26 protein-coding genes are annotated in these 23,640 nt (G+C 69.8%); 8 read left to right on the top strand and 18 right to left on the bottom strand.

All coding sequences use genetic code 11. The annotated features are described in order from the left end of the window. Positions 1–33: 33 nt before the first annotated feature. Positions 34–1,005 carry a LacI family DNA-binding transcriptional regulator gene (locus AB0I12_RS19510; RefSeq protein ID WP_359931326.1) on the top strand — a complete coding sequence of 324 codons (972 nt, stop codon included), beginning with the start codon at positions 34–36 and terminating at the stop codon, positions 1,003–1,005. Here AB0I12_RS19510 and AB0I12_RS19505 read toward each other — a convergent pair. Next, complete coding sequence (locus AB0I12_RS19505) at positions 994–1,488, bottom strand: DUF1707 domain-containing protein (RefSeq protein WP_359931323.1); 495 nt, start codon at positions 1,486–1,488, stop codon at positions 994–996. The genes AB0I12_RS19510 and AB0I12_RS19505 overlap by 12 nt on opposite strands. Before the next feature lie 186 nt (positions 1,489–1,674). Between AB0I12_RS19505 and AB0I12_RS19500 the strand changes: the two genes are divergently transcribed. After that, positions 1,675–2,307, top strand: coding sequence for a hypothetical protein (locus AB0I12_RS19500; protein ID WP_359931320.1), 633 nt, complete (start codon positions 1,675–1,677; stop codon positions 2,305–2,307). Positions 2,308–2,364: 57 nt separating this feature from the next. On the opposite strand, the gene AB0I12_RS19495 is transcribed toward AB0I12_RS19500, so the two are convergent. The 5 genes from AB0I12_RS19495 to purS are packed head-to-tail and all read right to left on the bottom strand — an operon-like array spanning position 2,365 to position 8,304. After that, entirely contained in the window at positions 2,365–3,072 is a 708-nt protein-coding gene (locus tag AB0I12_RS19495; RefSeq protein ID WP_359931317.1) for a tyrosine-protein phosphatase, read from the bottom strand. Between the two features lie 13 nt (positions 3,073–3,085). Further along, entirely contained in the window at positions 3,086–5,347 is a 2,262-nt protein-coding gene (gene purL / locus AB0I12_RS19490) for a phosphoribosylformylglycinamidine synthase subunit PurL (protein WP_359931315.1), read from the bottom strand. 1 nt (position 5,348) lies between these two features. Beyond that, positions 5,349–7,391, bottom strand: a complete 2,043-nt coding sequence (locus AB0I12_RS19485; RefSeq protein WP_359931312.1) for a hypothetical protein — start codon at positions 7,389–7,391, stop codon at positions 5,349–5,351. Then, complete coding sequence (gene purQ, locus AB0I12_RS19480; protein ID WP_359931309.1) at positions 7,391–8,059, bottom strand: phosphoribosylformylglycinamidine synthase subunit PurQ; 669 nt, start codon at positions 8,057–8,059, stop codon at positions 7,391–7,393. Before purQ ends, AB0I12_RS19485 begins: the two co-directional genes overlap by 1 nt. After that, positions 8,056–8,304: a phosphoribosylformylglycinamidine synthase subunit PurS gene (gene purS / locus AB0I12_RS19475; RefSeq protein ID WP_131283676.1), complete on the bottom strand. Its 249-nt coding sequence runs from the start codon at positions 8,302–8,304 to the stop codon at positions 8,056–8,058. Before purS ends, purQ begins: the two co-directional genes overlap by 4 nt. A 112-nt stretch (positions 8,305–8,416) precedes the next feature. Between purS and AB0I12_RS19470 the strand changes: the two genes are divergently transcribed. The 5 genes from AB0I12_RS19470 to AB0I12_RS19450 all read left to right on the top strand — a co-directional run bounded on the left by AB0I12_RS19470 (position 8,417) and on the right by AB0I12_RS19450 (position 12,122). Further along, positions 8,417–8,935 (top strand): PadR family transcriptional regulator, encoded by a 519-nt coding sequence (locus AB0I12_RS19470; protein ID WP_359931305.1) that lies wholly within the window; start codon positions 8,417–8,419, stop codon positions 8,933–8,935. Next, positions 8,935–9,609, top strand: a complete 675-nt coding sequence (locus AB0I12_RS19465) for an ABC transporter ATP-binding protein (protein ID WP_359931302.1) — start codon at positions 8,935–8,937, stop codon at positions 9,607–9,609. The genes AB0I12_RS19470 and AB0I12_RS19465 overlap by 1 nt, the downstream gene beginning before the upstream one ends. Continuing rightward, on the top strand, positions 9,609–10,931 hold the full coding sequence (locus AB0I12_RS19460) for an FtsX-like permease family protein (RefSeq protein WP_359931300.1): 1,323 nt from the start codon (positions 9,609–9,611) through the stop codon (positions 10,929–10,931). The genes AB0I12_RS19465 and AB0I12_RS19460 overlap by 1 nt, the downstream gene beginning before the upstream one ends. Continuing rightward, positions 10,931–11,551, top strand: a complete 621-nt coding sequence (locus tag AB0I12_RS19455; RefSeq protein ID WP_359931297.1) for a CDP-alcohol phosphatidyltransferase family protein — start codon at positions 10,931–10,933, stop codon at positions 11,549–11,551. The genes AB0I12_RS19460 and AB0I12_RS19455 overlap by 1 nt, the downstream gene beginning before the upstream one ends. 82 nt (positions 11,552–11,633) lie before the next feature. Further along, complete coding sequence (locus AB0I12_RS19450; RefSeq protein WP_359931294.1) at positions 11,634–12,122, top strand: hypothetical protein; 489 nt, start codon at positions 11,634–11,636, stop codon at positions 12,120–12,122. Here AB0I12_RS19450 and AB0I12_RS19445 read toward each other — a convergent pair. Together AB0I12_RS19445 and AB0I12_RS19440 are read right to left on the bottom strand one after the other, a co-directional pair. Next, entirely contained in the window at positions 12,119–12,994 is an 876-nt protein-coding gene (locus tag AB0I12_RS19445; protein WP_359931291.1) for a phosphoribosylaminoimidazolesuccinocarboxamide synthase, read from the bottom strand. The genes AB0I12_RS19450 and AB0I12_RS19445 overlap by 4 nt on opposite strands. A gap of 21 nt (positions 12,995–13,015) precedes the next feature. Continuing rightward, a complete protein-coding gene (locus AB0I12_RS19440; protein WP_359931288.1) occupies positions 13,016–14,074 on the bottom strand; it encodes an FAD-dependent monooxygenase in 1,059 nt (352 codons plus the stop codon). Between the two features lie 53 nt (positions 14,075–14,127). On the opposite strand from AB0I12_RS19440, the gene AB0I12_RS19435 reads away from it, so the two are divergent. Further along, a complete protein-coding gene (locus AB0I12_RS19435) occupies positions 14,128–14,706 on the top strand; it encodes a TetR family transcriptional regulator C-terminal domain-containing protein (RefSeq protein WP_359931285.1) in 579 nt (192 codons plus the stop codon). Here the strand turns inward: AB0I12_RS19435 and AB0I12_RS19430 are convergent. From AB0I12_RS19430 to AB0I12_RS19385, 10 genes are all read right to left on the bottom strand, one after another. Continuing rightward, a complete protein-coding gene (locus AB0I12_RS19430; protein ID WP_359931283.1) occupies positions 14,690–15,112 on the bottom strand; it encodes a hypothetical protein in 423 nt (140 codons plus the stop codon). The genes AB0I12_RS19435 and AB0I12_RS19430 overlap by 17 nt on opposite strands. Before the next feature lie 197 nt (positions 15,113–15,309). After that, positions 15,310–15,831, bottom strand: coding sequence for a hypothetical protein (locus AB0I12_RS19425; RefSeq protein ID WP_359931281.1), 522 nt, complete (start codon positions 15,829–15,831; stop codon positions 15,310–15,312). Positions 15,832–15,834: 3 nt separating this feature from the next. Beyond that, positions 15,835–17,835, bottom strand: a complete 2,001-nt coding sequence (locus tag AB0I12_RS19420; protein ID WP_359931278.1) for a glycosyltransferase family 39 protein — start codon at positions 17,833–17,835, stop codon at positions 15,835–15,837. A gap of 1 nt (position 17,836) precedes the next feature. After that, positions 17,837–19,054: a bifunctional glycosyltransferase family 2/GtrA family protein gene (locus AB0I12_RS19415; RefSeq protein ID WP_359931275.1), complete on the bottom strand. Its 1,218-nt coding sequence runs from the start codon at positions 19,052–19,054 to the stop codon at positions 17,837–17,839. Positions 19,055–19,117: 63 nt separating this feature from the next. Beyond that, on the bottom strand, positions 19,118–19,510 hold the full coding sequence (locus AB0I12_RS19410; RefSeq protein ID WP_359931272.1) for a hypothetical protein: 393 nt from the start codon (positions 19,508–19,510) through the stop codon (positions 19,118–19,120). 1 nt (position 19,511) lies between these two features. Beyond that, a complete protein-coding gene (locus tag AB0I12_RS19405) occupies positions 19,512–19,868 on the bottom strand; it encodes a hypothetical protein (protein ID WP_355695178.1) in 357 nt (118 codons plus the stop codon). 3 nt (positions 19,869–19,871) lie between these two features. Beyond that, a complete protein-coding gene (locus AB0I12_RS19400) occupies positions 19,872–20,846 on the bottom strand; it encodes an LLM class flavin-dependent oxidoreductase (protein ID WP_359931269.1) in 975 nt (324 codons plus the stop codon). A gap of 72 nt (positions 20,847–20,918) precedes the next feature. Next, the gene (gene purB, locus AB0I12_RS19395; protein ID WP_359931266.1) at positions 20,919–22,355 is read right to left on the bottom strand and encodes an adenylosuccinate lyase; all 1,437 of its coding nucleotides are present in this window, start codon (positions 22,353–22,355) and stop codon (positions 20,919–20,921) included. Between the two features lie 15 nt (positions 22,356–22,370). Further along, positions 22,371–22,982, bottom strand: coding sequence for a hypothetical protein (locus AB0I12_RS19390; RefSeq protein WP_359931263.1), 612 nt, complete (start codon positions 22,980–22,982; stop codon positions 22,371–22,373). After that, the gene (locus AB0I12_RS19385; protein ID WP_359931260.1) at positions 22,975–23,463 is read right to left on the bottom strand and encodes a SigE family RNA polymerase sigma factor; all 489 of its coding nucleotides are present in this window, start codon (positions 23,461–23,463) and stop codon (positions 22,975–22,977) included. The genes AB0I12_RS19390 and AB0I12_RS19385 overlap by 8 nt, the downstream gene beginning before the upstream one ends. Between the last annotated feature and the right edge of the window lie 177 nt (positions 23,464–23,640).

Below are 23,640 nucleotides of genomic sequence, written 5' to 3'. Positions count from 1 at the left end.
CTAGGCTTCGGCGCAGGATCGGAAGGAAACCTGATGAAGAGGCCAGCGGTACGGATGGTGGATGTCGCCGCGCTCGCCGGCGTCTCCGCCGGAACCGCGTCGAAGGCGCTCAGCAACACCGGGCAGCTGAGCCAGGAAACCCGAGACCGGGTACGCCGGGCCGCGGCGCAGCTCGGGTTCACACCGGATGCCCGGGGCCGTGCGCTCTCGTCCGGCCGCACGTTCACCGTGGCGCTGCTGACCACCGACAGCTCGGGCCGCTTCAGCATCCCGATCATGCGCGGCGTCGAGGACGTGCTCAGCGCCGGCGAGCTCGCGACCGTCCTCTGCGACACCCGCGACGACCCGTTGCGGGAGCAGACCTACCTGCGTTCGCTCGTCGCGCGCGGCGTCGACGGCATCGTCGTCACCGGCCGACGTACCGAGCCGCGGCGGCCGATCGACGTACCGCTACCGGTCGTCTATGCGCTGGCCGCCTCGACGAATCCCGCCGACGCCTCGGTGATCGTCGACGACGCGGCCGGGGCCGCCGCGGCCATCACGCACCTGCGCGGGATCGGCCGCACCCGCATCGCCCACATCACCGGCCCGGCCGATCACCGCTCCGCCGCCGAGCGCGCCCAGGCCATCGCGGCCGATCTGTGCACCGAACCGCTCTTCGGCGAGTGGAGCGAACGCTGGGGCCGCCAGGCCACCGACCTGGTACTGCGTGAGCGCCCGGACGCGATCAGCTGCGGCAGCGACCAGATCGCCCGCGGCGTCTGCGACCGGCTCCGCGAACTGGGGCGCACGGTCCCCGAGGACATCGCCGTCACCGGCTACGACAACTGGCCCGTCATGGCGCTGGCCAGCCGCCCGCCGCTCACCACCGTCGACCTCCGCCTGGAAGACCTCGGCCGCCGCGCGGCGACGCTGCTGCTGGAAGCCATCGCCGGCAAGCCGCATCACGGCGTACTGGAGCTCCCGGCCCAGCTGGTCACGCGGGAATCGACGCTAGGTGCCTGAGCGCCGACGCTCCTCGCGCTGCGGCCGGGACGCCCAGCGGTAGGTGAAGAACACCCACGCGAGCGCGGGCAGTCCGAAGATCGCCGCCGCGACCTCGCGACCGAACACCAGGAACACCAGCCCGAGCAGCGCGAACGGCAGCGCCACCCACACCGCGCCCACGAACGCCGCCCACCGCCACCGGCCGGGCTTGCGCGGCGCCGGCTTGTACAGCGACGGCGTCGGCAGACCGGCGAACACCGGCTCCAGGTCCCCGTGCGTGACGGCGTCGTTCAGCAGGTCGACCCGGCGGTGCAGCTCGGTCTCGTCGAGCCGGCCGATCGCGAACTGTTCGGCCAGCTCGTCGGTGCAGACGCGCCGTTCCTCGTCGGTGAGCCGGATATTGACCATCCGGCGCCGGGCCGCGACCTCCCGCGCCTCCTGACCGGCCGCCGTCGCGTACCCGATCAGATCGCCCGGTTTCACCGGCCGCCGCTCCGCCATCCGCCTCACCTCACCTCGTCCCTTCGAGTGTGCCAGACGCGCCGGAAGGCGTCGTCTGACGTCGCACCGGAGTGCTTGGTTGGCGAGACGCTGATCACAAGAACGGCACTCAACGTCGTCGCGGCATCGAGTCATCTCTGATCTCGACGGGCCGAACGGAGCCCCCTTGACGATGGAGAAACAAACATGAAGAAGACGCTCACCGCTCGCGTTCTGGCCGGCGCCGCGATCATCGCCGCCGCGGGGCTGTTCGTCGGGATCGCGCCGAGCGACGCCGCGGTTCCGGCTCGCACCGCCGCCGTCACCGCGCACGCCAAGCCCGCGCTGAAGGCGTCGAGCCTGCACTTCGGCTACAAGTGCTGGGGCCGCGTGGGCAACTGCAACGTCGCGGTGTACGCGCCGACGGGCTGGAAGTTCACCCAGCTCAGCCGCGAGCAGGCGAAGTTCACCGACAGCTCGAACACCTGGATGCTGCGCGTCAACGGCGGCCTCGGCGGCAAGGTCAGCACGACGCGCGCCGCCGACCAGCGCATCCACGCGCTGCGCAGCGTCGCCGGCTTCAAGCTGGTGTCCCGCACCAACGGCACCGCACCGTCGAAGGTCGGCTGGTCCGCCCCGCGCGTCGCCTACACGCAGATCACCTACACCTACCGCGACGGCGCTCGCGGCCAGCGCTGGGTCACCACCCGCTTCGTCGACACCTTCGAAAACGGCCGCCGCGCCTACATCGAGCTCACCGTCGCCGGCCGCCCCCAGGACAAGGCCGGCCTCACCAAGGTCCTCACCGTAGCCACCGAGCGAGTGGCGCTGGTCGGTTGATGCAGCCCGCGGAGCGGCGTACGTAGTCGGTCGCCGCTCCGCGATCCCGTCGCTCGTTCAGCTCATGGGAAGAAGCATGCGATTCCGTAGCCGGGTGAGCTGGTCGTGCGTCAGCCCGTTGGACGCGAGGAAAGCAGTGACGTCGACCGACCTGAGGAACGCGACCAGCTCGGCTCGAGCGGTCGCACAATGCTTCTCCAACGCCTCCGCGGAACGTCCCGCTTCGCCGGCACCGGGGTCCTGCTGGTAGTAGGTATTCATGGTGCGGACGGCCAGCTCGTAGTCGTCGACGATGCAGTCCACCGGCGTACCAGCCACCGACAAGAGCATCGCGACAATCATGCCGGTGCGGTCACAGCCCGCCTTGCAGTGCACGAGCACCCCGCCGACAGGGGCGTCCGCGATCCGCGCGAACACGCCGGTGACCAACTCCGGCCACCGTCGTAGTACGTCGCCGTAGTACGCCGGGCTGTCCAGCCGCAGCCCCCACTCGGCCATGAAGACTTCGTCGTGCGGATCCTCGATCGGATGGTGGTGCTGGGCCACGGCGTCGATGACCCGGACCTCGAGCCGCTCGGCGTCGTTGCGGAGGTCCACGACGGTACGGATCCCGGCCTCGGCCAGTTGCCGCCGACCGAGGTCGCTGAGCCCGTCAGGCCGCGCCGACCGATAGACGCGGCCCGGCTGGATCTGTCCCGAACCCGCGGGCAGGCCACCGAGATCGCGCGTGTTGACCGCACCGTCCCAGACCTGCTCGCGGGTCATCGCGAGGCGGCAGTCAGTTGAGAACCGACGGCAGTGTGGAGGTCCAGGCCTCGCGCAGTTCGGTCAGGGGGATCTCGAACTGGTCCTGGACGTCGAGGGTGTCGCCGGTGATCACGCCGATCTTCGCGTGCGGGAAGCGGCGGGCGGTGCACATGTCGGTGAACCGCACCTCTTCGGTCCGCGGTACGGCGACGACCGCGCGGCCGGCCGACTCCGCGAACAGGAACAGGAACGGGTCCAGCCCGTCCGGCGCCCACACCCGCGCGCCGACGCCGCCGCGCAGCACCGACTCGGCCAGGGTCTGCGCGACACCGCCGTCACTGACGTCGTGCGCCGCGTCGATCAGCCCGTCGCGGGACGCGTTGATCAGGATGTCGGCCAGCTGCTGCTCCGCCGCCAGGTCCACCGCCGGCGGGCGTCCGCCGAGGTGCCCGTGGATCACGTGCGCCCACTCGGACCCGGATAGCTCCTCCGCGGTCTCGCCGAGCAGGTACAGCTGGTGGCCCTCCATCTCGGCCGTGAACCCGATCGGCGTCCGGCGGGTGACATCGTCGATGACCCCGAGCACACCGACGACAGGGGTCGGCAGGATCGCGGTCTCCCCGGTCTGGTTGTAGAACGACACATTCCCGCCGGTGACCGGGATGCCGAGCGCCTTGCATCCGTCGACCAGGCCGCGGATCGCCTCGGCGAACTGCCACATCACCGCCGGGTCCTCGGGCGAACCGAAGTTCAGGCAGTCGGTGACCGCGACCGGGCGGGCCCCGGTGGTCGCGACGTTCCGGAACGACTCGGCGAGCGCGAGCTTCGCGCCGGTGTACGGGTCGAGCTTCGCGAACCGGCCGTTGCAGTCGGTCGACACCGCGACCCCGAGGCCGCTGGTCTCGTCGACCCGGATCATCCCGCTGTCCTCGGGCTGCGCGAGCACCGAGTTGCCGAGCACGTACCGGTCGTACTGGTCCGTCACCCAGGACTTGTCGCAGAGGTTCGGCGAGGCGACCAGCGTCAGCAGCGTGTCCCGCAGCTCCGCGCCGCTGCTTGCCCGCGGCAACTTCTCGGCGCCGTCGGCCTGCAGCTCGTCCTGCCAGGAGGGACGCTCGTACGGCCGCTGGTAGACCGGGCCCTCGTGCGCGACGGTCCGCGGCGGTACGTCGACCACGCGCTCACCGTGCCAGTCGATCTCCAGCCGCCCGGTGTCGGTGACCTCACCGATCACATCGGCCTGGACGTCCCACTTGGCGCAGATCTTCAGGAACGCCTCGACGTTCTCCGGCGTCACGCACGCCATCATCCGTTCCTGCGACTCGCTCATCAGGATCTCTTCCGGAGCGAGCGACGCGTCCCGCAGCGGCACCTTGTCCAGCGACACCCGCATCCCGCCGTCACCCGCGCTCGCCAGCTCCGACGTCGCGCAGGACAGGCCCGCACCGCCGAGGTCCTGGATGCCCTCGACGACGTTCGCGGCGAAGAGCTCGAGCGTGCACTCGATCAGCAGCTTCTCCATGAACGGGTCGCCGACCTGGACCGCCGGCCGCTTGGTCGGGCCGCCCTCCGCGAAGGTCTCCGACGCCAGCACCGACACCCCGCCGATCCCGTCACCGCCCGTCTTGGCGCCGTACAGGATCATCTGGTTGCCGACGCCGGTCGCGTTCGCGAGGTGCAGGTCCTCGTGCCGCATCACGCCGACGCAGAGCGCGTTCACGAGCGGGTTCCCGAGGTACGTCGGGTCGAAGACGACCTCGCCGCCGATGTTGGGCAGGCCGAGGCTGTTCCCGTAGCCGCCGACGCCGGACACGATTCCCGGCAGCACGCGCTTGGTGTCCGGGGCGTCCAGGGGGCCGAATCGCAGCGGGTCCATCACGGCGACCGGGCGGGCGCCCATCGCGATGATGTCGCGGACGATGCCGCCGACGCCGGTCGCCGCGCCCTGGTACGGCTCGACGTACGACGGGTGGTTGTGCGACTCGACCTTGAACGTGACCGCGTACCCCTCGCCGATGTCGATGACGCCGGCGTTCTCACCGATGCCGGCGAGCATCTTGCCGGCCGGGGTCTCCTGCGGGATGTCGGCGAACTTGCGCAGGTGCACCTTGGACGACTTGTACGAGCAGTGCTCGCTCCACATCACCGAGTACATGGCCAGCTCGCAGCTGGTCGGGCGCCGCCCGAGGATGTCCCGGATGCGCTGGTACTCGTCCGGCTTCAGCCCGAGCTCAGCCCACGGCTGCTCGACGTCCGGCGTGTTACTTGCGTTGCTCACAGTGTCGGTCGACAACTCAGGACTCCTGCACTAGGTGGGACTCAGGTGAAACGGTAGCTGGCTGGTGGGAGGCCATCAGATGGGCCACCAGGAGCGGGAGGGCGAAACCAACCATGATCGCGGGCAGTGCGACACCGGCGTCGTTGAGGAGCATGCCGACGAGGCCGCAGGTGGACAGCGCGAGCAGCGTCGGCCGGACCATCGGGAAACTGTCGTAGAAGGCGCGGTACGACTCCGACGGCACACGCTGCGGGAGGACCGTGGCCAGCATGCAGGCGATCACGGCGACGAGCATCGCCCAGCCCGACGGTCCGGTGAAGAACTGGACTGCCATCTGCAGCTTGCGGATCAGTACGTCGCTGACGTCGCCGTCGAGGAGGCGAGCGACGAACGCGCCGAAGTGGCTGCGCTGGTCCGGCGGGCGCAGGTAGTCGAGGAACGCGACCGCTGACACGGCCAGCAGACCGGCCACGCCCACACCGATCAGAGCGCGCAGTGAGATGCTCCCGCGCCAGGTCAGCCACGCCATGAGCAGCACTGCCGGGGTCAGCGCGATGATGCCGCCGAAGTCCGTCCCCCAACCGGGCCTGCCGTCGACGACGATCGCAGCGCCGCCGATGACGAGTACGGCGACCGCGGCCTGCACCCTGCTCTTGCTGAGGAGCTTCTGCGCCGCCCAGCCCGCAGTGACGAGTGCACCGAACGCGAGCGTCGCGAAGGTGGAGTTGCCGAAGCCGTAGAACCGCCCACCGATGACGGGCCCGTCCGCGAACATGCTGCCGACCTGGAGCGGCGTACCGAGCACACCGTCGACCAGCAGGATCACGTACGCCGCCAGTGCGAGGCCGAGGAACGCGTACCGCTTCAACAGCGCCTGCGCCAGCGCCGCCGACAGCGCACTGATCCCGAGAACCACGCAGTACAAGGAGAATCCGGGGGACGGCCAGCGCCACCAGACGGTCAGCGTGGACAGGAAGACCGCCAGGTAGAACCCGCCCTGCATCAGCAACGTGAACACCGCGGTACGCCGGGACGCGGGCGAGCGCCGGAACAAGAACCAGAGCAGCGCGAGCACCTCGGCCGCGACGATCGTCAGCGCCACCGCGAACAGCATCGGCCGCGGCTGCTCGAACCGCTCGTTGGTGTCCAGCCGGTCCTCGATGACAGCAGCCGCGTCGGTGTGGATGTCCCCGGTGAAGTGGATTTCGTTGCCGTCCAGCGGACCGGCCTTGGCGGACCCCGCCGGGTCGACCTCTGCCGCGTCCCGCCCCTTGAGGATCGTCGCGGTCACGTCGGTGAGCTGGATCAGCCCCGGCCGACGGGTGCTGTCACTGGTCAGCCAGCGTGGCCCGTTGTCCGGCGGCAGCTGCATGGCGACCAGCGGCTGCTGGTGCGCATTCGCAAGCTCCTGGCTGACACCGACCAGCAGCACCCAGCCACCGGCCGCGCGTGCCTGCGCGACCAGATCGGCGACCTTCTGCCGCGCCTCGGCCCGGCCTTCGCGCGGGGGCAGCGCACCGGCGTCGACGATCGCGTCACCGCAGTCCGGCTTCGCCAACTGGGACGCGTCGAACTCCGGCTGCCAGTGGCGGACGGTGCCGTCCGTGCGGGCCAGGGCGATCGCGGCGCCCGGTCCGAAGCCGCAGATGGGGTACCCGGTCTGGCCGAGGCGGCCGATCGGCGCCCCGGTGTGGTGCTCGGCCTGACGATCGACGTACGCCTGCCAGTCGGCCACCTTGCCGTTCGCCACCGCGGGAGCGGCACAGGGCTGGTCGGGAACGCTCCCCCAGGCCCGGGTGCCCGCGCTGATCGTCAGCCACCCGTCGACCGGGCAGGTGTGCGGGCCCGCCGTCTTCACCGAGATCGAGCCGACGTGCGACTGGTTCACCAGGGCGGTCAGCTCAGGCGACGCCTTCACGTCGTTCCAGGTCAGCCCGGGCACGCCGATGACCACGACCTTCGCGAACAGACCGGCAGGCTGCGCCGACGCCGTACCGGTGGTCAGCAGCAGGACCGCCGCCGTCAGCAGGACGGCGCGGACCAGCCTGGTGAACCTCATCAGGACGCGACGACGGCCTTCAGCACCGAGGTGAAGAAGCCCAGGCCGTCCGTGGTCGGGCCGGTCAGTGTCTCGACGGCGTGCTCCGGGTGCGGCATCAGGCCGACCACGTTGCCCCGCTCGTTGGTGATGCCGGCGATGTCGCGGTAGGAACCGTTCGGGTTGCCGAGGTAGCGGGCCACCACCCGGCCCTCGCCCTCCAGACGGTCCAGGGTGGCCTCGTCGGCGACGAAGGAGCCGTCCTGGTTCTTCAGCACGATGGTGATCTCGTGGTTGGCGTCGTAGTCGCCGGTCCACGCGGTGCGGTTGTTCTCGATCCGCAGCCTCTGGTCCTTGCAGACGAACTTGCGGTGGTGGTTCTTGATCAGCGCGCCCGGCAGCAGGTGCGACTCGCACAGCACCTGGAAGCCGTTGCAGACGCCGAGCACCGGCATCCCCTCGCCGGCCCGCTTGATGATCGTGTCCATCACCGGCGCGAAGCGGGAGATGGCACCGGCCCGCAGGTAGTCGCCGTACGAGAAGCCGCCGGGCAGGACCACCGCGTCGACCCCGTGCAGGTCCGCGTCGCCGTGCCAGAGCGCGACCGCCTCGGCGCCGGCCACCGCGGCCGCGCGGCGCGCGTCGGCGTCGTCGAGCGAGCCCGGGAAGGTGACGACCCCGATCTTCACTGGTTCTCCACGTGCAGCGTGTAGTCCTCGATCACCGGGTTGGCCAGCAGGGTGTCCGCGGCCTTCCGGATCTCGGCGACGCGCTCCTCGGTCGCCTCACCGTCCAGGGTGATCTCGAAGCGCTTTCCCTGCCGGACGTCGGCCACGCCGTCGAAGCCGAGCCGGCCGAACGCGCCGTGCACCGCCTTGCCCTGCGGGTCGAGGATCTCGGGCTTGAGCATGACGTCGACGACAACGCGAGCCACTGACTACTCCAGGTTCGTTGCGGGGTGACGCCTGAATCCTACCGACCGAGGCCCGGAATGCCGCATCCTGGACTATTCACTCAGTACATACACGCAGTGTATAGTTCCGGGCATGGCCACTGCTGAGCTCGTTCTCGGGCTGCTGTCCGCGGGCCCGGCGCACGGGTACGACGTGAAGCGTGGTCATGACACCTGGTTCCCGGACAGCCGGCCGCTCGCCTTCGGGCAGGTGTACACGACGCTTGGGCGACTGGAGCGCGACGGACTGGTCGAGGTGATCGAAAAGACCTCCGGCGGCGGTCCGGACCGGACGGTCTACGCGCTCACCGGCAAGGGCCGCGACCACCTCAGCGAATGGCTCACCGACCCGGTGCCGCCGGCCTGGGGCAGCGCCGACGAGGTCCTGCGCAAGCTCGTGGCGGCGATCCGGACCGGCGGCGACGCAGCCGGATTCCTTGCCCGCCAGCGCGCCAGTCACCTGCGCCGGATCCGTGAGCTGCGCGAGACGCCGGCCGACGACGACCCGACCTCACCACTGGTCCGCGAGTACATAGTGGCTCACCTGGACGCCGACCTGCGCTGGCTCGACAGTGCCCTTGACCGCATCTCCGAGCAGAGGGGAGCTCGCTGATGAATGCCGTTCTGGAGCTGGAGAAAGTCGAGTACGCGTACCGGCGCAACACCGCGCTGCGTGGTGTCAGCCTGCAGCTCAAGCCGGGCGAGGTGGTCGCGGTGACCGGTGCGAGCGGTTGCGGCAAGTCGACGCTGCTGCACTGTGCGGCCGGCATCCTCACCCCGGACGCCGGTGTGGTGCAGGTGGACGGCCAGGACCTTGCAGAGCTGCCGGAAGAGCAGCGTGCGGCGCTCCGTCGGACAAAGGTCGGCGTCGTGCTGCAGTTCGGCCAGCTGGTGCCGGACCTGCCGCTGGTCGACAACGTGGCGTTGCCGCTGCTGCTGGGCGGGCATGAGCGGGGCGAGGCGCACCAGGCCGCCAGGCGATGGCTGGACCAGGTCGGCATTGCCGAGGACGCTGACGCGGTTCCAGCCGAGCTGTCCGGCGGCCAGACGCAGCGTGCCGCAGTAGCGCGTGCGCTGATCACAGGTCCGTCTGTCGTCCTCGCGGACGAGCCCACCGGCAGCCTGGACAGCAGGGCCGGCCAGGAGCTGCTCGACGTACTGCTGGAGGCCGCCCGCTACCGCGGTGCCGCTCTGCTGATGGTGACGCATGACAACCTCGTGGCCGCATCGGCGGATCGCGAGATCAGGCTGCGCGACGGCCTGATCCAGCATGAGGTAGCGCTCTGATGACACTCGAGACGCTGGTCCAGCTGGCACGCTCACGGACACCGGCGGACCGCAGCCGGGTCCAACTGGCCACCGCGGCACTCGCATTCAGCGGAGCACTGCTGCTGGGCGCGCTCCGCATCGCCCGTCTCGGCAAAGGCGAGCTGGGCAACGACATCTACAGCAACTACATCGCCGAGAGCGGTCTCCGGTCAGGGCTGATCGCGATCTTGATCATCCTGGCCGCACTGACCGGCGGCCTCGCAGTCCAGGCGCTACGGCTGGGCACCGCGGCTCGCGAACGCCGACTGGCCGCGCTGCGACTGGCGGGTGCCTCCCGCAAGCAGCTGCGGCAACTGACCGTCGCCGACGCGGCCATTGCTGGTCTGGCCGGCGGACTGCTCGCCGGGCCTGCCTATCTGGTGCTCAGTCTGCTCTTCGGCGCGCTCCCCCGGATGGCGCGGATCCTGCCCGGTGCGGAGCCGATCGACGCGCTCCTCTGGATCCCGGTCGTGGTGATGATGACAGCAGCGGGCGTGGTGATCGGCAGCTTGCTGCACCGCGACGGAACGGCCGCACCGCAACCACAGTCCGCGACGCAGCGTCATACCGGCATCGTTGCCGGACCGGTCCTCATCGCACTCGGGCTCCTCACGTCGCCGTACATGGGCTACGTCGGGTCCACGATCGCGCTTGCCGGGACGGCGTTGCTGTTCCTGAGCACCTCAGGCCTCTGGATCCGCTGGCTCGGGCGGCGACTGCAGCGGTCCGGCGATCCGGCCAGCCTGCTCACCGGCGTCCGCCTGATGACCGACTCACGGCCCAGCTCCCGGATCTGCATGCTGCTGGGCAGCTGCGGTTTCCTCGTCGGCTCGATGGCGAACGGGATCGCGAGCGTCGTCGCCGACGAGACGGTGACCTCGGCGAGCTTCTACACCACCGGATTCGGCCTGACGATCGCCGGCCTCGTCCTGATCGTGCTGACCGCGATCGCCGCCCTGATCGTCGGCGTCGCCGACCAACTGGTCGACCAGCGTCGTCAGCTCGCCAGCCTGACCGCGCTGGGCGTGGACCTGCCGTTTCTCCGTCGTGTCATCCGCCGGCAGCTGACCGTGGTCGCCGCTCCCGCGCTGGCCGCCGGGCTGCTGTTCGGCACGGTGATCGGCATCAACCGCGTTTCCGGCGGCGCGGTCGGCCCGTTCGATCCGGGCACGCTGCTGCTCGCAGCGATCCTGACCGCCGCGGGCTGGCTGTTCGGTCACCTCGGCGCCGCCGCCGCGGGACTCCTGCTTCGCAACCAACTGCGGGACGCACTCGATCCCGAGAATCTGAGGGCAGCTTGATGACGTCAGTTCCGTTGGTGGTCCGGCCCGCCCTGCTGCTCGGGGTGCCGAACCGGATCACACTGGCCCGGACCGTGATCGCGATGGTGGTCGCGACCTACGCGTTCCGGACCGGCGAGCTGACCTGGCTCGCGGTCGGGTACTTCACCTACTGGTTCGGCGACAGTCTCGACGGCTGGGTGGCTCGCCGGCGCGACGAGGAGTCACTGTCCGGCGCGGTGTTCGACATCGTCTGTGACCGGGCCTGCTCGTTCCTGCTGGCGGCCGCGTTCATGGCGACGTACCCGGGCACGATCGGTCCGCTGGCGATCTACCTGATCCAGTTCGGCGTGCTGGACACGATGCTGACGTTCTCGTTCCTGCTCTGGCCGTGGATGCTCAGCCCGAACTACTTCTACAAGGTCGACCGGCCGATCTACGTCTGGAACTGGTCCAAGCCGGCCAAGGCGCTGAACACCGGCGCCGTGGTCGTCTCGCTGGTCGTCGCCGGGCAGACCGGAGCCCAGTGGCTGCCGTACGCAGTCGCGGTCGCGGCCTGCGTCGTGAAGGTCGTCTCCTCGTACCGGCTGGTCATGATCCTCGTCGGCCGGCAGGCCGCCGCTCCGGGCGAAGCCGCATGAGGCTCAGGTGTGACCCTGGTCGCTCCCCGAAGTGGTGCTAACCCCCGTGGCAAGGGCCTTCATCGCGCATAGCCTCGAGGTCATGTGGGTTTGGCAACTGGTGCTCGCGGTGGGCTTCGGTATCGGGTCCGCCGTCGTACCGTTCCTGAACGCCGAGGCGTACGTGCTCGGCGTCGGTGTCACCCATGCCCTGAACCCGGTGGTCGCCGCGGTCGGCGTCGCGGTCGGGCAGACCATCGGCAAGGTCGCGATGTTCCTCGCCGTCCGGTACCGGCCGGGCTACGCGGCCCGCCAGACCAAGGAGACCAAGGCGGTCGACCTGGACACCCGCTGGGGCCGCTTCGTCCAGCGCAACCGTGACCTCAGCAAGCGTCTCCTGGACGCGATGAGCGACAGCCGCTGGGGCATGCCGGTCACCCTGCTGAGCGCGTTCGTCGGCATCCCGCCGCTGTACGGCGTGGCGCTGATCGGCGGCGCCTCGCGGATGCGGACCGCTGTCTTCACCCTCGCGGTCCTGCTCGGCCGCGGCGGCCGCTTCGTCCTGCTCGCGCTCGGCGTGGGCCTGTTCTAGCCGTCGAACTTCCGGCCGGTCAGCTGCTCGTAGGCCGCGATGTACGACGCGCGGGTCCGCTCGACGACCTCGTCGGTCAGCGGCGGCGGCGCCTCACCGGACGTCCGGTCCCAGCCCGACTCGAACTGCAGCCAGTCGCGCACGATCTGCTTGTCGTACGACGGCTGCTGCTTGCCCGGAGACCACTGGTCGGCCGGCCAGAAGCGGCTCGAGTCCGGGGTCAGCACCTCGTCGGCCAGCACCAGCGTCCCGTCCGCGCGGGCGCCGAACTCGAACTTGGTGTCCGCCAGGATGATCCCGCGCTCCTCGGCCATCGCCCGCGCGGTCGTGTAGATCTCGAGCGTCGTGTCGCGCAGCACGGCCGCGGTGTCCGCGCCGACGGTCGCGACCACCGCGTCGTACGACACGTTCTCGTCGTGCTCGCCGAGCTCGGCCTTCGAGGCCGGCGTGAAGATCGGGGTTTCGAGGCGTGACCCCTCGACCAGACCGGCCGGCAGCGGGATCCCGCAGACCGCGCCGGTCGCGTTGTAGTCGAGCAGGCCGGTGCCGCTCAGGTACCCACGTGCCACGCACTCGACCGGGTAGATCGCGAGCTTCTCACACACCACGGCCCGGCCCGCGACCTCGGCCGGGACATCGGTGGAGATGATGTGGTTCGGCACGTCGAGCTGCTCGAACCACCACAGGCTCATCGCGGTGAGCACCTTCCCCTTGTCGGGGATCACCGACTCCAGGATCCAGTCGAACGCGCTCATCCGGTCGCTCGCGACCATCAGCAGGTCACCGGACTCCAGCTCGTACAGGTCCCGGACCTTGCCGGAGTGGAGGTGCTTCGCACCGGGAATCTCGGGCGCCTGCGGAAGTGTGGTCACGGCGCCGATTCTTCCATCCGCCTACTTGCGGGCGCGCAGGGCCACCAGTTTGCCGCCGACCGCGAACAAGCCGTCGCGGATCGTGCACACGATCGGGTTCTCGGTCTGGGCGAGCCGGCCGAGGCCCCGCGATCGCTTCACCAGCTTGGTCGTCGCCGGCCGCCGTTCCGCGTCGTACGCCGCCAGCGCCGTCTGCAGGTTGGCGCTGGTGAGGTGGCGGCCCAGCGCGCCGGCGTCCTCGATCGCGGAGCACGCGCCGCGGCCCAGGTTGGGCGTCATGGCGTGCGCGGCGTCCCCGAGCAGCACCACCCGGCCCTGCACGAACGGCACCAGCGGCAACGTCAGGTCGTAGATGTCGTTCTGCAGGATCTTCTCGCTGCCCGCGATCAGCCGCGGGATCGGGTCGTGCCAGCTCTCGAACACGCTCGGCTCGCTCGTCGTACCGGCCGGCTGGTTCGCGGTCCCGTACCAGTAGAACCGCCCGTCGATGAGCCGCGCGAAGCCGAACAGTTGCCCACGGCCCCATGTTTCGCCACCGCCGTCGTCGAGGTCGACCTCCGCGATCCCGCGGTACGCCGTGAAACCCGAGTACCGCGGCCCCTTGTACTGCGGATACAGGGCACCTCGCACCGCGCTGCGGATCCCGTCCGCCGCGACCAGGAGATCGGCGCGCAGGTCGTCGTTGACCGTGACGCCGCCGGCGTCCTGGGTGATCGTGCGGACGTCGTACCCGGTCCGGACCGTCACCGCCGGGCCGAACTCAGCCGTGATCAGGTCGTGCAACTGAGCCCGGTGGATCATCACCGGGAGCTCCATGCCGAGGTCCGGCGCGCCGACGACCCAGCGGCCGTCGGGTCTCCGCATCCCGGCGGGCCGGGACTGCACCGAGGCCTTCTCGACGCCCTTCACCCCGAGCTCCTCGAGCACCGCGACCGCCGACGGCCACACCGAGATGCCGGCGCCCACCTCGCCGAGCTGCGCAGCGCGCTCCAGAACCGTGACCTGCCAGCCGCACCGCTGCAGCGCGACAGCCGCCGTGACCCCGCCGATCCCCGCTCCCACCACGATCGCCGTACTCATGACCTCGACTCTACATCTGTAGAGTTTGGTTGGGAAGTGCGAGACTGTGCCGCGTGACGAAGGAGCGTTTGCGCGGCGCGGACCGGCAGGACGCCATCGCGGACGCCGCGATCCGGCTGGTCGCGACCCGCGGGCTGCGCGGTCTGACCCACCGCGCGGTCGACGCCGAGGCCGGCCTGCCCCCGGGCTCCACGTCGTACTACCTCCGCACCCGGAACGCCCTGCTCACCGCGTGCGTGAACCGGATGCTCACCCGCGACGTGACCGGGATGCCGCCGGCCGGGACGGATGCGATCGAACTGATGGTGGCCATGACGACCGGACTCGCCCGGGACCGGCCGGAGGACCTGGTCGCCCGGTACGAGCTGTCGCTGGAGGCGAGTCGTCAGCCGGAGCTGCGCGCCGCGATCAACGCGGGCGGGCAGCAGTTGCGGGCGATGCTCGCGCAACTGCTCGCCGGTCTCGGCGTCCCCGACCCGGACGCCGCGGCGTGGCCGGTCGCCGCGATGATGGACGGGTTGATGTACGACCGGGTCGCCGGGGCCGGGGGCACGCTCTCACCAGAAGCGTTCGAGGCCGCCGTACGACGCTCCGTCACGGCACTGATCGCCGGACTCAGAGACGGTCCGTGACCGCGACGAAGGTGAAATAGCAGACGCCGAGCAACATGCCGACGTGGCCGAGCACCGACAGGCCGGCGCCGGAACCCCAGGAATCACTCTGCGCATCCTCGGAATGCTTGCCGCCGCTCGGCAACCAGCGGGCGAGAAGCAACAAACCGACCGCGGTCAGCAACCACCAGCCGGCCAGGATCACCAGCGCGATCCCCTGCCGACCGGTGACCAGGGCAACAACCCAGCCGAGCAGCGTGATCACACCGACCAGCGTGTGCATCCGCAGGAGGGTCGCGGAGTACCCATGCCGGCCCGCGCCGTGACCGGTGCCGTCGACAACAGTCCCCCCGAGCCGGACACGCGTGATCAGCACGACGACCGCCCCGAGCGCGGTCAGGAACCAGGTGACGTTCGACCATTCCACGTCCCGATCATTACCCCACCCCACACCCCCACGAACCCTCCCGCGTGTCATCCCATCCCTTGACGCTCGTCAAGCCAGCCGATTTCACGCCAACTTTGTGCACCCACCGACCGTTTTCGCGCGGCCGAAATGAGCGGTGGAGGCACAAGGACGCCCGGCGGGCCGAGTGTCCGCTCGAGGCCCGCCGGGCTGCTTGGTCAGCTGGTGCGCGTCTGGCCGGGGACCTGCTGCGTACCGGTGCCTTGGCCTTGCTGAGTTCCCTGGCCTTGCTGAGTCCCCTGGCCTTGCTGAGTTCCTTGGCCTTGCTGGGTGCCCTGGCCTTGACCTTGGCCCGGGACTGTGCCTTGGCCGAACCCGTTGCCCTGGCCGGTTCCCTGACCGTTGCCTTGGCCCGTGCCCTGGCCGTTGCCTTGGGGGAAGCCGCCGCGGAAACCGCCGCCGGGGCCGCCGAACTGGCCCTGCTGGTTGCTCGTGCCGTCCCACGAGTGCCCGACCGCCATGCCGCCGAGGAAGGCCAGCACCGCGAGGATCGAACCGGCGCCCGCCAGCATCAAGTTGCTCGGGCGTCCGCCCTTCGTCCCTTCGGGCCTCGCCGCTTCGGGCGGCGCCGGGGAGTACTGCGCCGATGGCTGCTGACCCACAGGCTGCTGGGGCGACGTAGCCGGGTTGTTCTGGGCGGCCTGCGCCGCCTGGAACTGGGCTTCTGTGGACTGACTCATTTCTCAGGCTCCTGTTCCGGTGGAGAGGTCGTAGACGGTGGCGTTGCCGACGGTTTGGGACTGGAAGTTTTCGCTGACCCAGGTGGCGATCTCGCTGGAGGTGCCGTCACGGCCGCCCATCATTCCGCCGCCGCCACTGCCGATGAAGTAGTGGATCTTGCCCTGGGCAACCAGTTCCTTGAACTCCGCGAGCGACGGCGCCGGGTCGGTCCCGTTGAATCCGCCGATCGCCATGATCGGCTCGCCGGACGCGATCTGCAGCGGCGCGGCCCCGTTCGCGGTCACCGACGCGGCGGCCCAGGTGTAGCCCTTCGCCCCCTGCTGCAGCAGCGTCACGAGCTCACTCGAGACACTGCTGATCCCGCCGCCACCAAGGAATCCGCCGACACCGCCAGTCCCACCCTGCTGCTGCGCAGTACCAGTTCCAGTCCCAGGCTGCTGCGCCGTACCGCCGGGCGGCGTACCCATCCGCCCGCCGCCGAACCCACCACGCCCGCCGCCCATCATCCCGCCGGAACCCGACGGCCCGGCGGACGGCAGTGCGCCGGCATGCGCCGCACTGATGGTCTCGACCGAGTACGCCGTCGGCCCGGCCAGTGCGCTCACCGTGAGCAGCGTGGCGGCGAACAGCCCCGCCCGCCGAGCCGCCGTACGACGCAGCTTCAACTCCGGCAGCAGCATCAGCAACCCGGCCGCCACCACACCGGCGGCAAGAACCACCCAGCGCAGCCACGGCTGCCACGAAGGCGTCGGGTTCAGCAGCGCGAAGCTCCACCCGGCCGTCAGCACGATCCCGCCGGCCAACGTTGTCCGCGGCAACCATTCCGCCCGGCGCCGCCACAGCACCGCCATCGCCGCCCCGATCAACGCCCCGATCGCCGGCGCCAGCGCGATCATGTAGTAGCTGTGAATGATGCCCTGCATGTAGCTGAACACCAACCCGGTGACGACCAGCCAACCACCCCACAGCAGCGCGAACGCGCGCTTCCGGTCGGTCCGCGGCGCCTTGCCCGCGGCAACGACGAGCACGACGGTCGCGATGAGTGCCGCCGGTAGCAGCCAGGCGATCTGCGAGGCGAACTCGCCGCCGAACAACCGCTGTACGCCGGCCGCGCCGCCCCAACCGGGGTTACCTGCACCGCCGCCGACAGAGCCGGTCTCGTTGCCGTTCAACCGGCCGAGCCCGTTGTAGCCGAGCGTCAGCTCGAGAATGCTGTTGGTCGACGACCCACCGATGTACGGCCGAGCCGAGGCCGGCAGCAACTCGACGATCGCGACCCACCAGCCGGCGCTGACGATCAGCGACACCGTCGCCAGCACGAGATGCACCAGACGCTTCCCGAGCGCCGGCTTCCCGGCCACCAGATAAGCAATCCCGAACGCCGGCAGGATCAAGAACGCCTGCAGCATCTTCGTCAGGAACCCGAACCCGACCAGCGCACCGGCCAGCATCATCCACCGCGCTGCGTGCTTGGTCGAGTCGATCGCCCGCGTCACGGCCCACGCGCCGGCGCACAGCAGCAGGATCAGCAGCGCGTCCGGGTTGTTGAAGCGGAACATCAGTACGGCGACCGGTGTCAGCGCGAGAATCGCCCCGGCCAGCAGACCGGCGTTCGCGGAGAACCAGCGCCGTACGGAGACGTACACGAAGCCGACGCTCGCGACGCCCATCAGCGCCTCGGGGACGAGCATGCTCCAGGTGTTGAACCCGAAGATCCGCCCCGACAGTCCCATCACCCACAGCGAAGCGGGTGTCTTGTCGACGGTGATGAAGCTCGAGGAGTCGAAGGACCCGAAGAACCAGGCCCTCCAGCTCGTCGACCCGGCCTGTACGGCGGCCGCGTAGTACTCGTTGGCGTACCCGTTCTTGGACAGGCCCCACAGATAGGCGATCGCGGTCAGCGCGAGCAGACCGCCGTACAGCATCTTGTCGCGACTCAACGTGTACGGCGTACTGATCGCGCGAGGCTTGGTGGCCTCGACGGGATCGGACAAAGTGGTCATGTCAGTTGCTCCGGGTGTTCTCGAGAACCGGCGGTTCGAAGGTGGGCAAGGTAGGCGCGTCGTCGTCGAACACCCACGTCTGGAAGAGGCTGAACCGGACCACGGTGGCGGCCAGGTTCGCGATGGTGAGGACGGTGATCTCCACCGCCTGGTGCGGCGCGGAGACCGCGGTGTGCAACAGCCACAGCGACGCGGCGGTCAGGCTCCAGCCAATGCCGAAGGTGACCAGGCCGCGCAGCTGATGCCGCCAGCGGCCTTCCACCCCACGCACCCCGAACGTGATCCGCCGGTTGAGTGTGGTGTTGCCGACCGCGGTGATGAGCAGCGCCAGCAGGTTCGCGACCTGGGCCGGCATCCCCTGGCGCAGCACGAGATAGAGCAGCGCGTACGCCGCTGTGCTCAGCACCCCGACCGCACAGAACCGCAGCACCCGCGCGGCCATCGCCGTCCGCGGATCGAGGATCCGGGGCCGCCCGTACTGCTGCCGGATCGGCTCCAGGTCGACGCGACTGCGCATCAGTCTGGCGATCCCCCGCAGATCCTCGCCGACCGTCTTCGCGATCGCGACCCGGGAGTCCAGGTCGTCCACCCAGTCCACCGGTACCTCGTGGATCCGCAGACCGGCCTTCTCGGCCAGCACGAGCAGCTCGGTGTCGAAGAACCAGCTCGTGTCCTCAACGAGCGGCAGGAGCTCCTGCGCCACGTCGGCCCGGATCGCCTTGAAGCCGCACTGCGCGTCCGAGAAGTGTGCGCTCAACGTTGCCCGCAGCAACAGGTTGTACGAGCGTGAGATGAACTCCCGCTTCGGCCGCCGGACCACCCGGGAGCTCTTCGCGAGCCGGGTGCCGATGGCAACATCACTGTGCCCGGCGAGCAGCGGCGCGACCAGCGGCAGCAGGGCGTTCAGGTTCGTGGACAGGTCGACGTCCATGTAGGCGAGCACCTCGGCGGTGCTCGCGGACCAGACCTGTTTCAGCGCCCGGCCGCGCCCGGACTGCTCGAGCCGGACCACCCGGACCCCGGGCAGCTCGGCGGCGAGCAGCGCGCCGATCTCATAGGTCGCGTCGGTACTTCCGTTGTCCGCGATGCAGACCTCGGCCGGAAACGGGAAAGCGGTGTCGAGGAACTCCCGCAACCGTCTGATGTTCGGTCCGAGGTCGTTCTCCTCGTTCTTGACGGGTACGACGATCTCGACCCGAGGGTGACCTGGAATCTGCATGCCACCGATGCTGTCCGGCCAAGCTGAGCCAGCCCCTGTGTGTGGCTGGCAGTTTGCTGGGAGTTACCGGGTGCGACGGAGCCAGAGCAGGCCGAGTACGGGCAGGAGCAGCGGGACGAAGCCGTAGCCCTGACCGAAGTGCGACCACACGGTCGCGTCCGGGAAGTCGTCCGGTACGGCGTAGCTGAACGCGCCGATCGCGATCACCCCGATCAGCTCGATCGCGATCGCGGCCGTGGCGACCTTGCGGGACACCGGTGTCGCCTTCGCCAGCGCGAACGTCGCGGCGCAGTAGATGACCGCGGCAACGGCCGACAGCAGGTACGCGATCGGCGCCTCGTCGAACTTGGTCGCGATCTGTACGCCGGCGCGCGCGGTCGCGGCCAGCGCGAACACGCCGTACACCGCGATCAGGATCCTCCCCGGCCCGTGCTTCGTGGCCGCCGGATCCGTCACCTCAGACCGCCCACAGGTCGTGCAGCCGCAGCTCGAGGATCGGGATCACCAGACAGGCGATCGCCAGCGCACCCGCGCCCCACCGGCTGCTCTCGGCCAGCGCCCAGAACGCACCGATCGGCAGGATCAGCAGCGACCCGATCAGGTACCCGACGAAGAACGGCCCGGACACGTCCCGGTCCGTGCCGCTCAGCTGCACGATCCCGACGACCAGTTGCGCGACCAGCAGGACCTCGACCACGCCGAGCACGCCTAGCACGGTCCAGTCGATCCGCTTGTTCCGCGCGGCCAGTACGAGGGCGTACACCATCGCAGCGAGCGACAATCCGACGAGAGCCCAGGTGAGCGGTGCGAACACGCGTTAGAGGATGTCACACCCCACTGGCGACCCCAGCCTCGGCAACACCTCGGCGGCTACCCGCTGGATCTGCACGGACAGCCGGTCCGGTGGAAAGAGCCACAATCCAAGGGAATCCGCGCCCGCGTCCAGCAGTGCCCGCAAGCGATCGGCGACCTGATCCGGTGTCCCCGCCGCGGCGAACTCGTCCACCCAGCTGTCCGGAACAACCAACGACTCTCCTGGCGCCAACGCGTCGACCGCCGCGAGCACCTCGTCGGCGTACTGCGAGCGCGACACCAGCGCCGAGCGCGACTCCGCCACCAGGAAGAACCCGACCGCAGCACGCACAGCCTCACGCGCCACCGCAGGATCGTCGTCGACAGCCGCCAGAACGTACGCCGTCACCGGCACCGATCCCGTCAGCTCGCGAGCCCACCGGAGGTAGCTCGGTCCGGCCAGCACCGACAGCAGCACGCCGTCTGCCACTTCGCCACCGGCGCGCAACGCCCGCTCGTTGACAGCTCCCAGCCAGATCTCCGGTACGTCGGCCGGCGGCAGATCAAGCGTGATCCCGTGGAACTCGTGTGCGGCCGTCCGCCGATCAACCGTCTTCCCCGCGAGCAGATCGCGCAGTACGGCGATCGTCTCGCGGACGGCGGTCAGCGGGCGGTCGGGCATCAACCCCATCTGCCGCACCCACGACTCGCTCCCGAGACCCACGGCCACGCGGAGCCGTCCCGGGTGCATCCGCGCCAGCCCGGCAATCTCCATCGCCAGCACAGCTGGATGCCTGGTCATGACGCTGACCAGGCCGAGACCGGCCTGGACTCCGGTCGTCGATGCCAGGAGTTGTGCCACCCCGGACAAACCGCCGCTGAAGAAGCAGTCCTCCGAGAACCACTGCTGCGTGAACCCGGCCTCCTCCGCAGCCCGAGCACCTGCGGCCAGCTCCTCGGCCGGCGTCAAGCTGCCGAACACGACACCTACCCGCTGCATGCCACACCTCACTAACCGGACTATGGTCCACTCAACTTAGTGGACCACGGTCCGGTTATCAAGAGCGGTGCGTCAGAGGATGTCCCCCGGGGTGTAGGCAGCCGCCTCCGGGTAGCGCTTGGCGAGCTCGTCGATCTTGGCGACGACCGCGCCGACCTGGGCGACGGCCGCGCCGGTGAAGGACAGCGGCTCGCCGACGATGCCGACGATCTGCTCCTCGGTGAGACCGAGGCGGCCGTCGGCGCCGAGGCGGTGGAACAGGTCGTTCGCGGCCAGACCCTTGCGCAGGTCCAGCGCGGTGGCGACCGCGTGCTCCTTGATCACCTCGTGGGCGGTCTCGCGGCCGACGCCGTTCTTCACCGCGGCCATCAGCACCTTGGTCGTGGTCAGGAACGGCAGGTACCGCTCGAGCTCACGGCTGATGACGGCCGGGTACACCCCGAACTCGTCGAGCACGGTCAGGAACGTCTCGAACAGCCCGTCCAGCGCGAAGAACGCGTCCGGCAGCGCGACCCGCCGGACGACCGAGCAGAAGACGTCGCCCTCGTTCCACTGGTTGCCGGCCAGCTCGCCGGCCATCGACGCGTAGCCGCGCAGGATCACCGCGAGCCCGTTCACCCGCTCGCAGGACCGGGTGTTCATCTTGTGCGGCATCGCGGAGGAGCCGACCTGGCCCTCCTTGAAGCCTTCGGTGACCAGCTCGTGCCCGGCCATCAGCCGGATCGTGGTCGCCAGGCTCGACGGCCCCGCGGCCAGCTGGACCAGCGCGGACACGACCTCGTAGTCGAGCGACCGCGGGTACACCTGGCCGACGCTCGTCAGGGTGTGGCTGAACCCGAGGTGCTGGGCGATGTCCTGCTCCAGCTCCTCCAGCTTGGCCGGGTCACCGCCGAACAGGTCCAGCATGTCCTGCGACGTACCCACCGGGCCCTTGACGCCGCGCAGCGGATACCGCTCGATCAGTTCCTCGAGCCGGGCGATCGCGACCAACAACTCGTCGGCTGCCGAGGCGAACCGCTTGCCCAGCGTCGTCGCCTGCGCGGCGACGTTGTGCGAACGCCCGGTCATCACCAGCGCCGCGTGGTCGGCGGCCAGCTGACCCAGCCGTACGGCGGTCGCCACCGCGCGGTCCCGGATCAACTCCAGGCCGGCGCGGATCTGGAGCTGCTCCACGTTCTCGGTCAGGTCACGACTCGTCATCCCCTTGTGGATGTGTTCGTGCCCGGCGAGTGCGCTGAACTCCTCGATCCGCGCCTTCACGTCGTGCCGCGTGACCCGCTCGCGGTCCGCGATCGAGGCCAGGTCGACCTGGTCGATCACCCGCTCGTAGTCCTCGACGACCCCGTCCGGCACCGTCACTCCGAGCCGGCTCTGGGCCTTCAGGACGGCGACCCAGAGCTTCCGCTCGAGCACGATCTTGTGCTCCGGCGACCACAGCTCCGCCATCGACGGACTGGCGTAGCGCGCGGCGAGAACGTTCGGGATCCGGGGTTTGGTCACGAACCCCATTCTCCCAGATGAGCTCTAGCTGACGGTCACCAGACCGCACAGCAGCGCACCGGACAGCGTGCAGACTCGGTACGAACCGGCGGGCAGGTTCTTCGGCATGGCCAGCGTGTACGGGCCGGGGCCGTTGTACGACGGCATCGCGATGCCCATCTCGCCGCCCATCCGGATCGCGTACGGCGTGGTGGCGTCGCCCGGGATCTTCGCGACCAGCGTGTACAGCGCGACGTCCGGCTTGGACGCCGACGACAGCGAGAACGTCGCGGCGCGGACCTGCTTGTCCGGGAACGTGGCGACGAACTGCCCGCCGGCCGCCGCGACCGTGGACTTCAGCCCGAGCGCGCCCGCCTTCGGGGACGGCTTGGTGGACGGGATCGTCTCGACCTTGGGCGGGGCGACGGCGTTCGTCGGCACCGGGCTCTCGGCCACGGGCACGTTGTTCGCCGCCGGACGGAGCGTGGGGACGATCGCGACGGCGCCGACCACGGCGGCCGCGCCGATCACGGTCAGACCGGCGGTCCGGCGGCGCTTGCGCGTCCGGGCCGTGGTCAGGACGGAGTCGAAGTCTCCGGTCGACTCGGCGGCGCGGCGGTCGGCCAGCGCCTGCAGGTCGTCCTGCAGATCAGGCATGGTCGTCACTCCTCAACAGCAATGAATCGGACAGGGTGTCCCGGGCGCGGGACAGGCGCGACTTCACCGTGCCTTCCGCGATCCCGAGGGCGTCGGCCACCTGAGCCACGCTCAGGTCACAGACGTAATGGAGGACGACGACCTGCCGGGTCGGCATCGGCAGGCCGGCGAGAGCCTGCTCGAGATCACCGGAATACCGGTCGGCGGGGTCCGGGACGTGGTCGGCCGGCAGCCGGTGGAACAGCTGCGTGAACCGATTGCCGTCCCGGTGCCGGTTGGCGGCCAGCCGCAGCGCGACCAGTCGCACCCAGGCTTCCGGAGCCTCGTACCGCGACACCTTCTCCCAGCGGGGCACGAGCCGGACGAACGCCTCCTGGACGATGTCCTCGGCCTCGGCACGTGACCCGGTCAGCAGCGAGATCACGCCCACCAGCCGCGGCTGATGAGCGCTGTAGAACTCCCGCAGCCCCTCCGTCTCCATACCCACCTACACCCCCGAGCCGCCGATCCGGTTCCCTGAATTCGTGACCCTATCCAAAATCACTCTGGGTACATGACCCAGTGGACCACGGACGAGGCCGCTTGGCTCCTCCGCGTCGGCAGGGCCCGGTGGGATCGGGTCCATGGACCTGCCGATCAGGGCCGTTCGGTGCCTGTT

It is taken from the genome of Kribbella sp. NPDC050459 (genome assembly GCF_040655315.1).
In the GTDB taxonomy this organism is placed as follows: domain Bacteria; phylum Actinomycetota; class Actinomycetes; order Propionibacteriales; family Kribbellaceae; genus Kribbella.
Note: the sequence above shows the minus strand (reverse complement) of the source record. Positions and strands in the feature narration are given on the sequence as shown.

What these genes read in the sequence shown, in the direction of transcription:
- AB0I12_RS19510 (WP_359931326.1), top strand. Translation starts at nt 34, where the DNA reads ATGAAGAGGCCAGCGGTACGGATGGTGGATGTCGCCGCGCTCGCCGGC.
- AB0I12_RS19505 (WP_359931323.1), bottom strand. Translation starts at nt 1,488, where the DNA reads ATGGCGGAGCGGCGGCCGGTGAAACCGGGCGATCTGATCGGGTACGCG.
- AB0I12_RS19500 (WP_359931320.1), top strand. Translation starts at nt 1,675, where the DNA reads ATGAAGAAGACGCTCACCGCTCGCGTTCTGGCCGGCGCCGCGATCATC.
- AB0I12_RS19495 (WP_359931317.1), bottom strand. Translation starts at nt 3,072, where the DNA reads ATGACCCGCGAGCAGGTCTGGGACGGTGCGGTCAACACGCGCGATCTC.
- AB0I12_RS19485 (WP_359931312.1), bottom strand. Translation starts at nt 7,391, where the DNA reads ATGAGGTTCACCAGGCTGGTCCGCGCCGTCCTGCTGACGGCGGCGGTC.
- AB0I12_RS19470 (WP_359931305.1), top strand. Translation starts at nt 8,417, where the DNA reads ATGGCCACTGCTGAGCTCGTTCTCGGGCTGCTGTCCGCGGGCCCGGCG.
- AB0I12_RS19465 (WP_359931302.1), top strand. Translation starts at nt 8,935, where the DNA reads ATGAATGCCGTTCTGGAGCTGGAGAAAGTCGAGTACGCGTACCGGCGC.
- AB0I12_RS19460 (WP_359931300.1), top strand. Translation starts at nt 9,609, where the DNA reads ATGACACTCGAGACGCTGGTCCAGCTGGCACGCTCACGGACACCGGCG.
- AB0I12_RS19455 (WP_359931297.1), top strand. Translation starts at nt 10,931, where the DNA reads ATGACGTCAGTTCCGTTGGTGGTCCGGCCCGCCCTGCTGCTCGGGGTG.
- AB0I12_RS19450 (WP_359931294.1), top strand. Translation starts at nt 11,634, where the DNA reads ATGTGGGTTTGGCAACTGGTGCTCGCGGTGGGCTTCGGTATCGGGTCC.
- AB0I12_RS19440 (WP_359931288.1), bottom strand. Translation starts at nt 14,074, where the DNA reads ATGAGTACGGCGATCGTGGTGGGAGCGGGGATCGGCGGGGTCACGGCG.
- AB0I12_RS19425 (WP_359931281.1), bottom strand. Translation starts at nt 15,831, where the DNA reads ATGAGTCAGTCCACAGAAGCCCAGTTCCAGGCGGCGCAGGCCGCCCAG.
- AB0I12_RS19420 (WP_359931278.1), bottom strand. Translation starts at nt 17,835, where the DNA reads ATGACCACTTTGTCCGATCCCGTCGAGGCCACCAAGCCTCGCGCGATC.
- AB0I12_RS19415 (WP_359931275.1), bottom strand. Translation starts at nt 19,054, where the DNA reads ATGCAGATTCCAGGTCACCCTCGGGTCGAGATCGTCGTACCCGTCAAG.
- AB0I12_RS19400 (WP_359931269.1), bottom strand. Translation starts at nt 20,846, where the DNA reads ATGCAGCGGGTAGGTGTCGTGTTCGGCAGCTTGACGCCGGCCGAGGAG.
- purB (WP_359931266.1), bottom strand. Translation starts at nt 22,355, where the DNA reads ATGGGGTTCGTGACCAAACCCCGGATCCCGAACGTTCTCGCCGCGCGC.
- AB0I12_RS19390 (WP_359931263.1), bottom strand. Translation starts at nt 22,982, where the DNA reads ATGCCTGATCTGCAGGACGACCTGCAGGCGCTGGCCGACCGCCGCGCC.
- AB0I12_RS19385 (WP_359931260.1), bottom strand. Translation starts at nt 23,463, where the DNA reads ATGGAGACGGAGGGGCTGCGGGAGTTCTACAGCGCTCATCAGCCGCGG.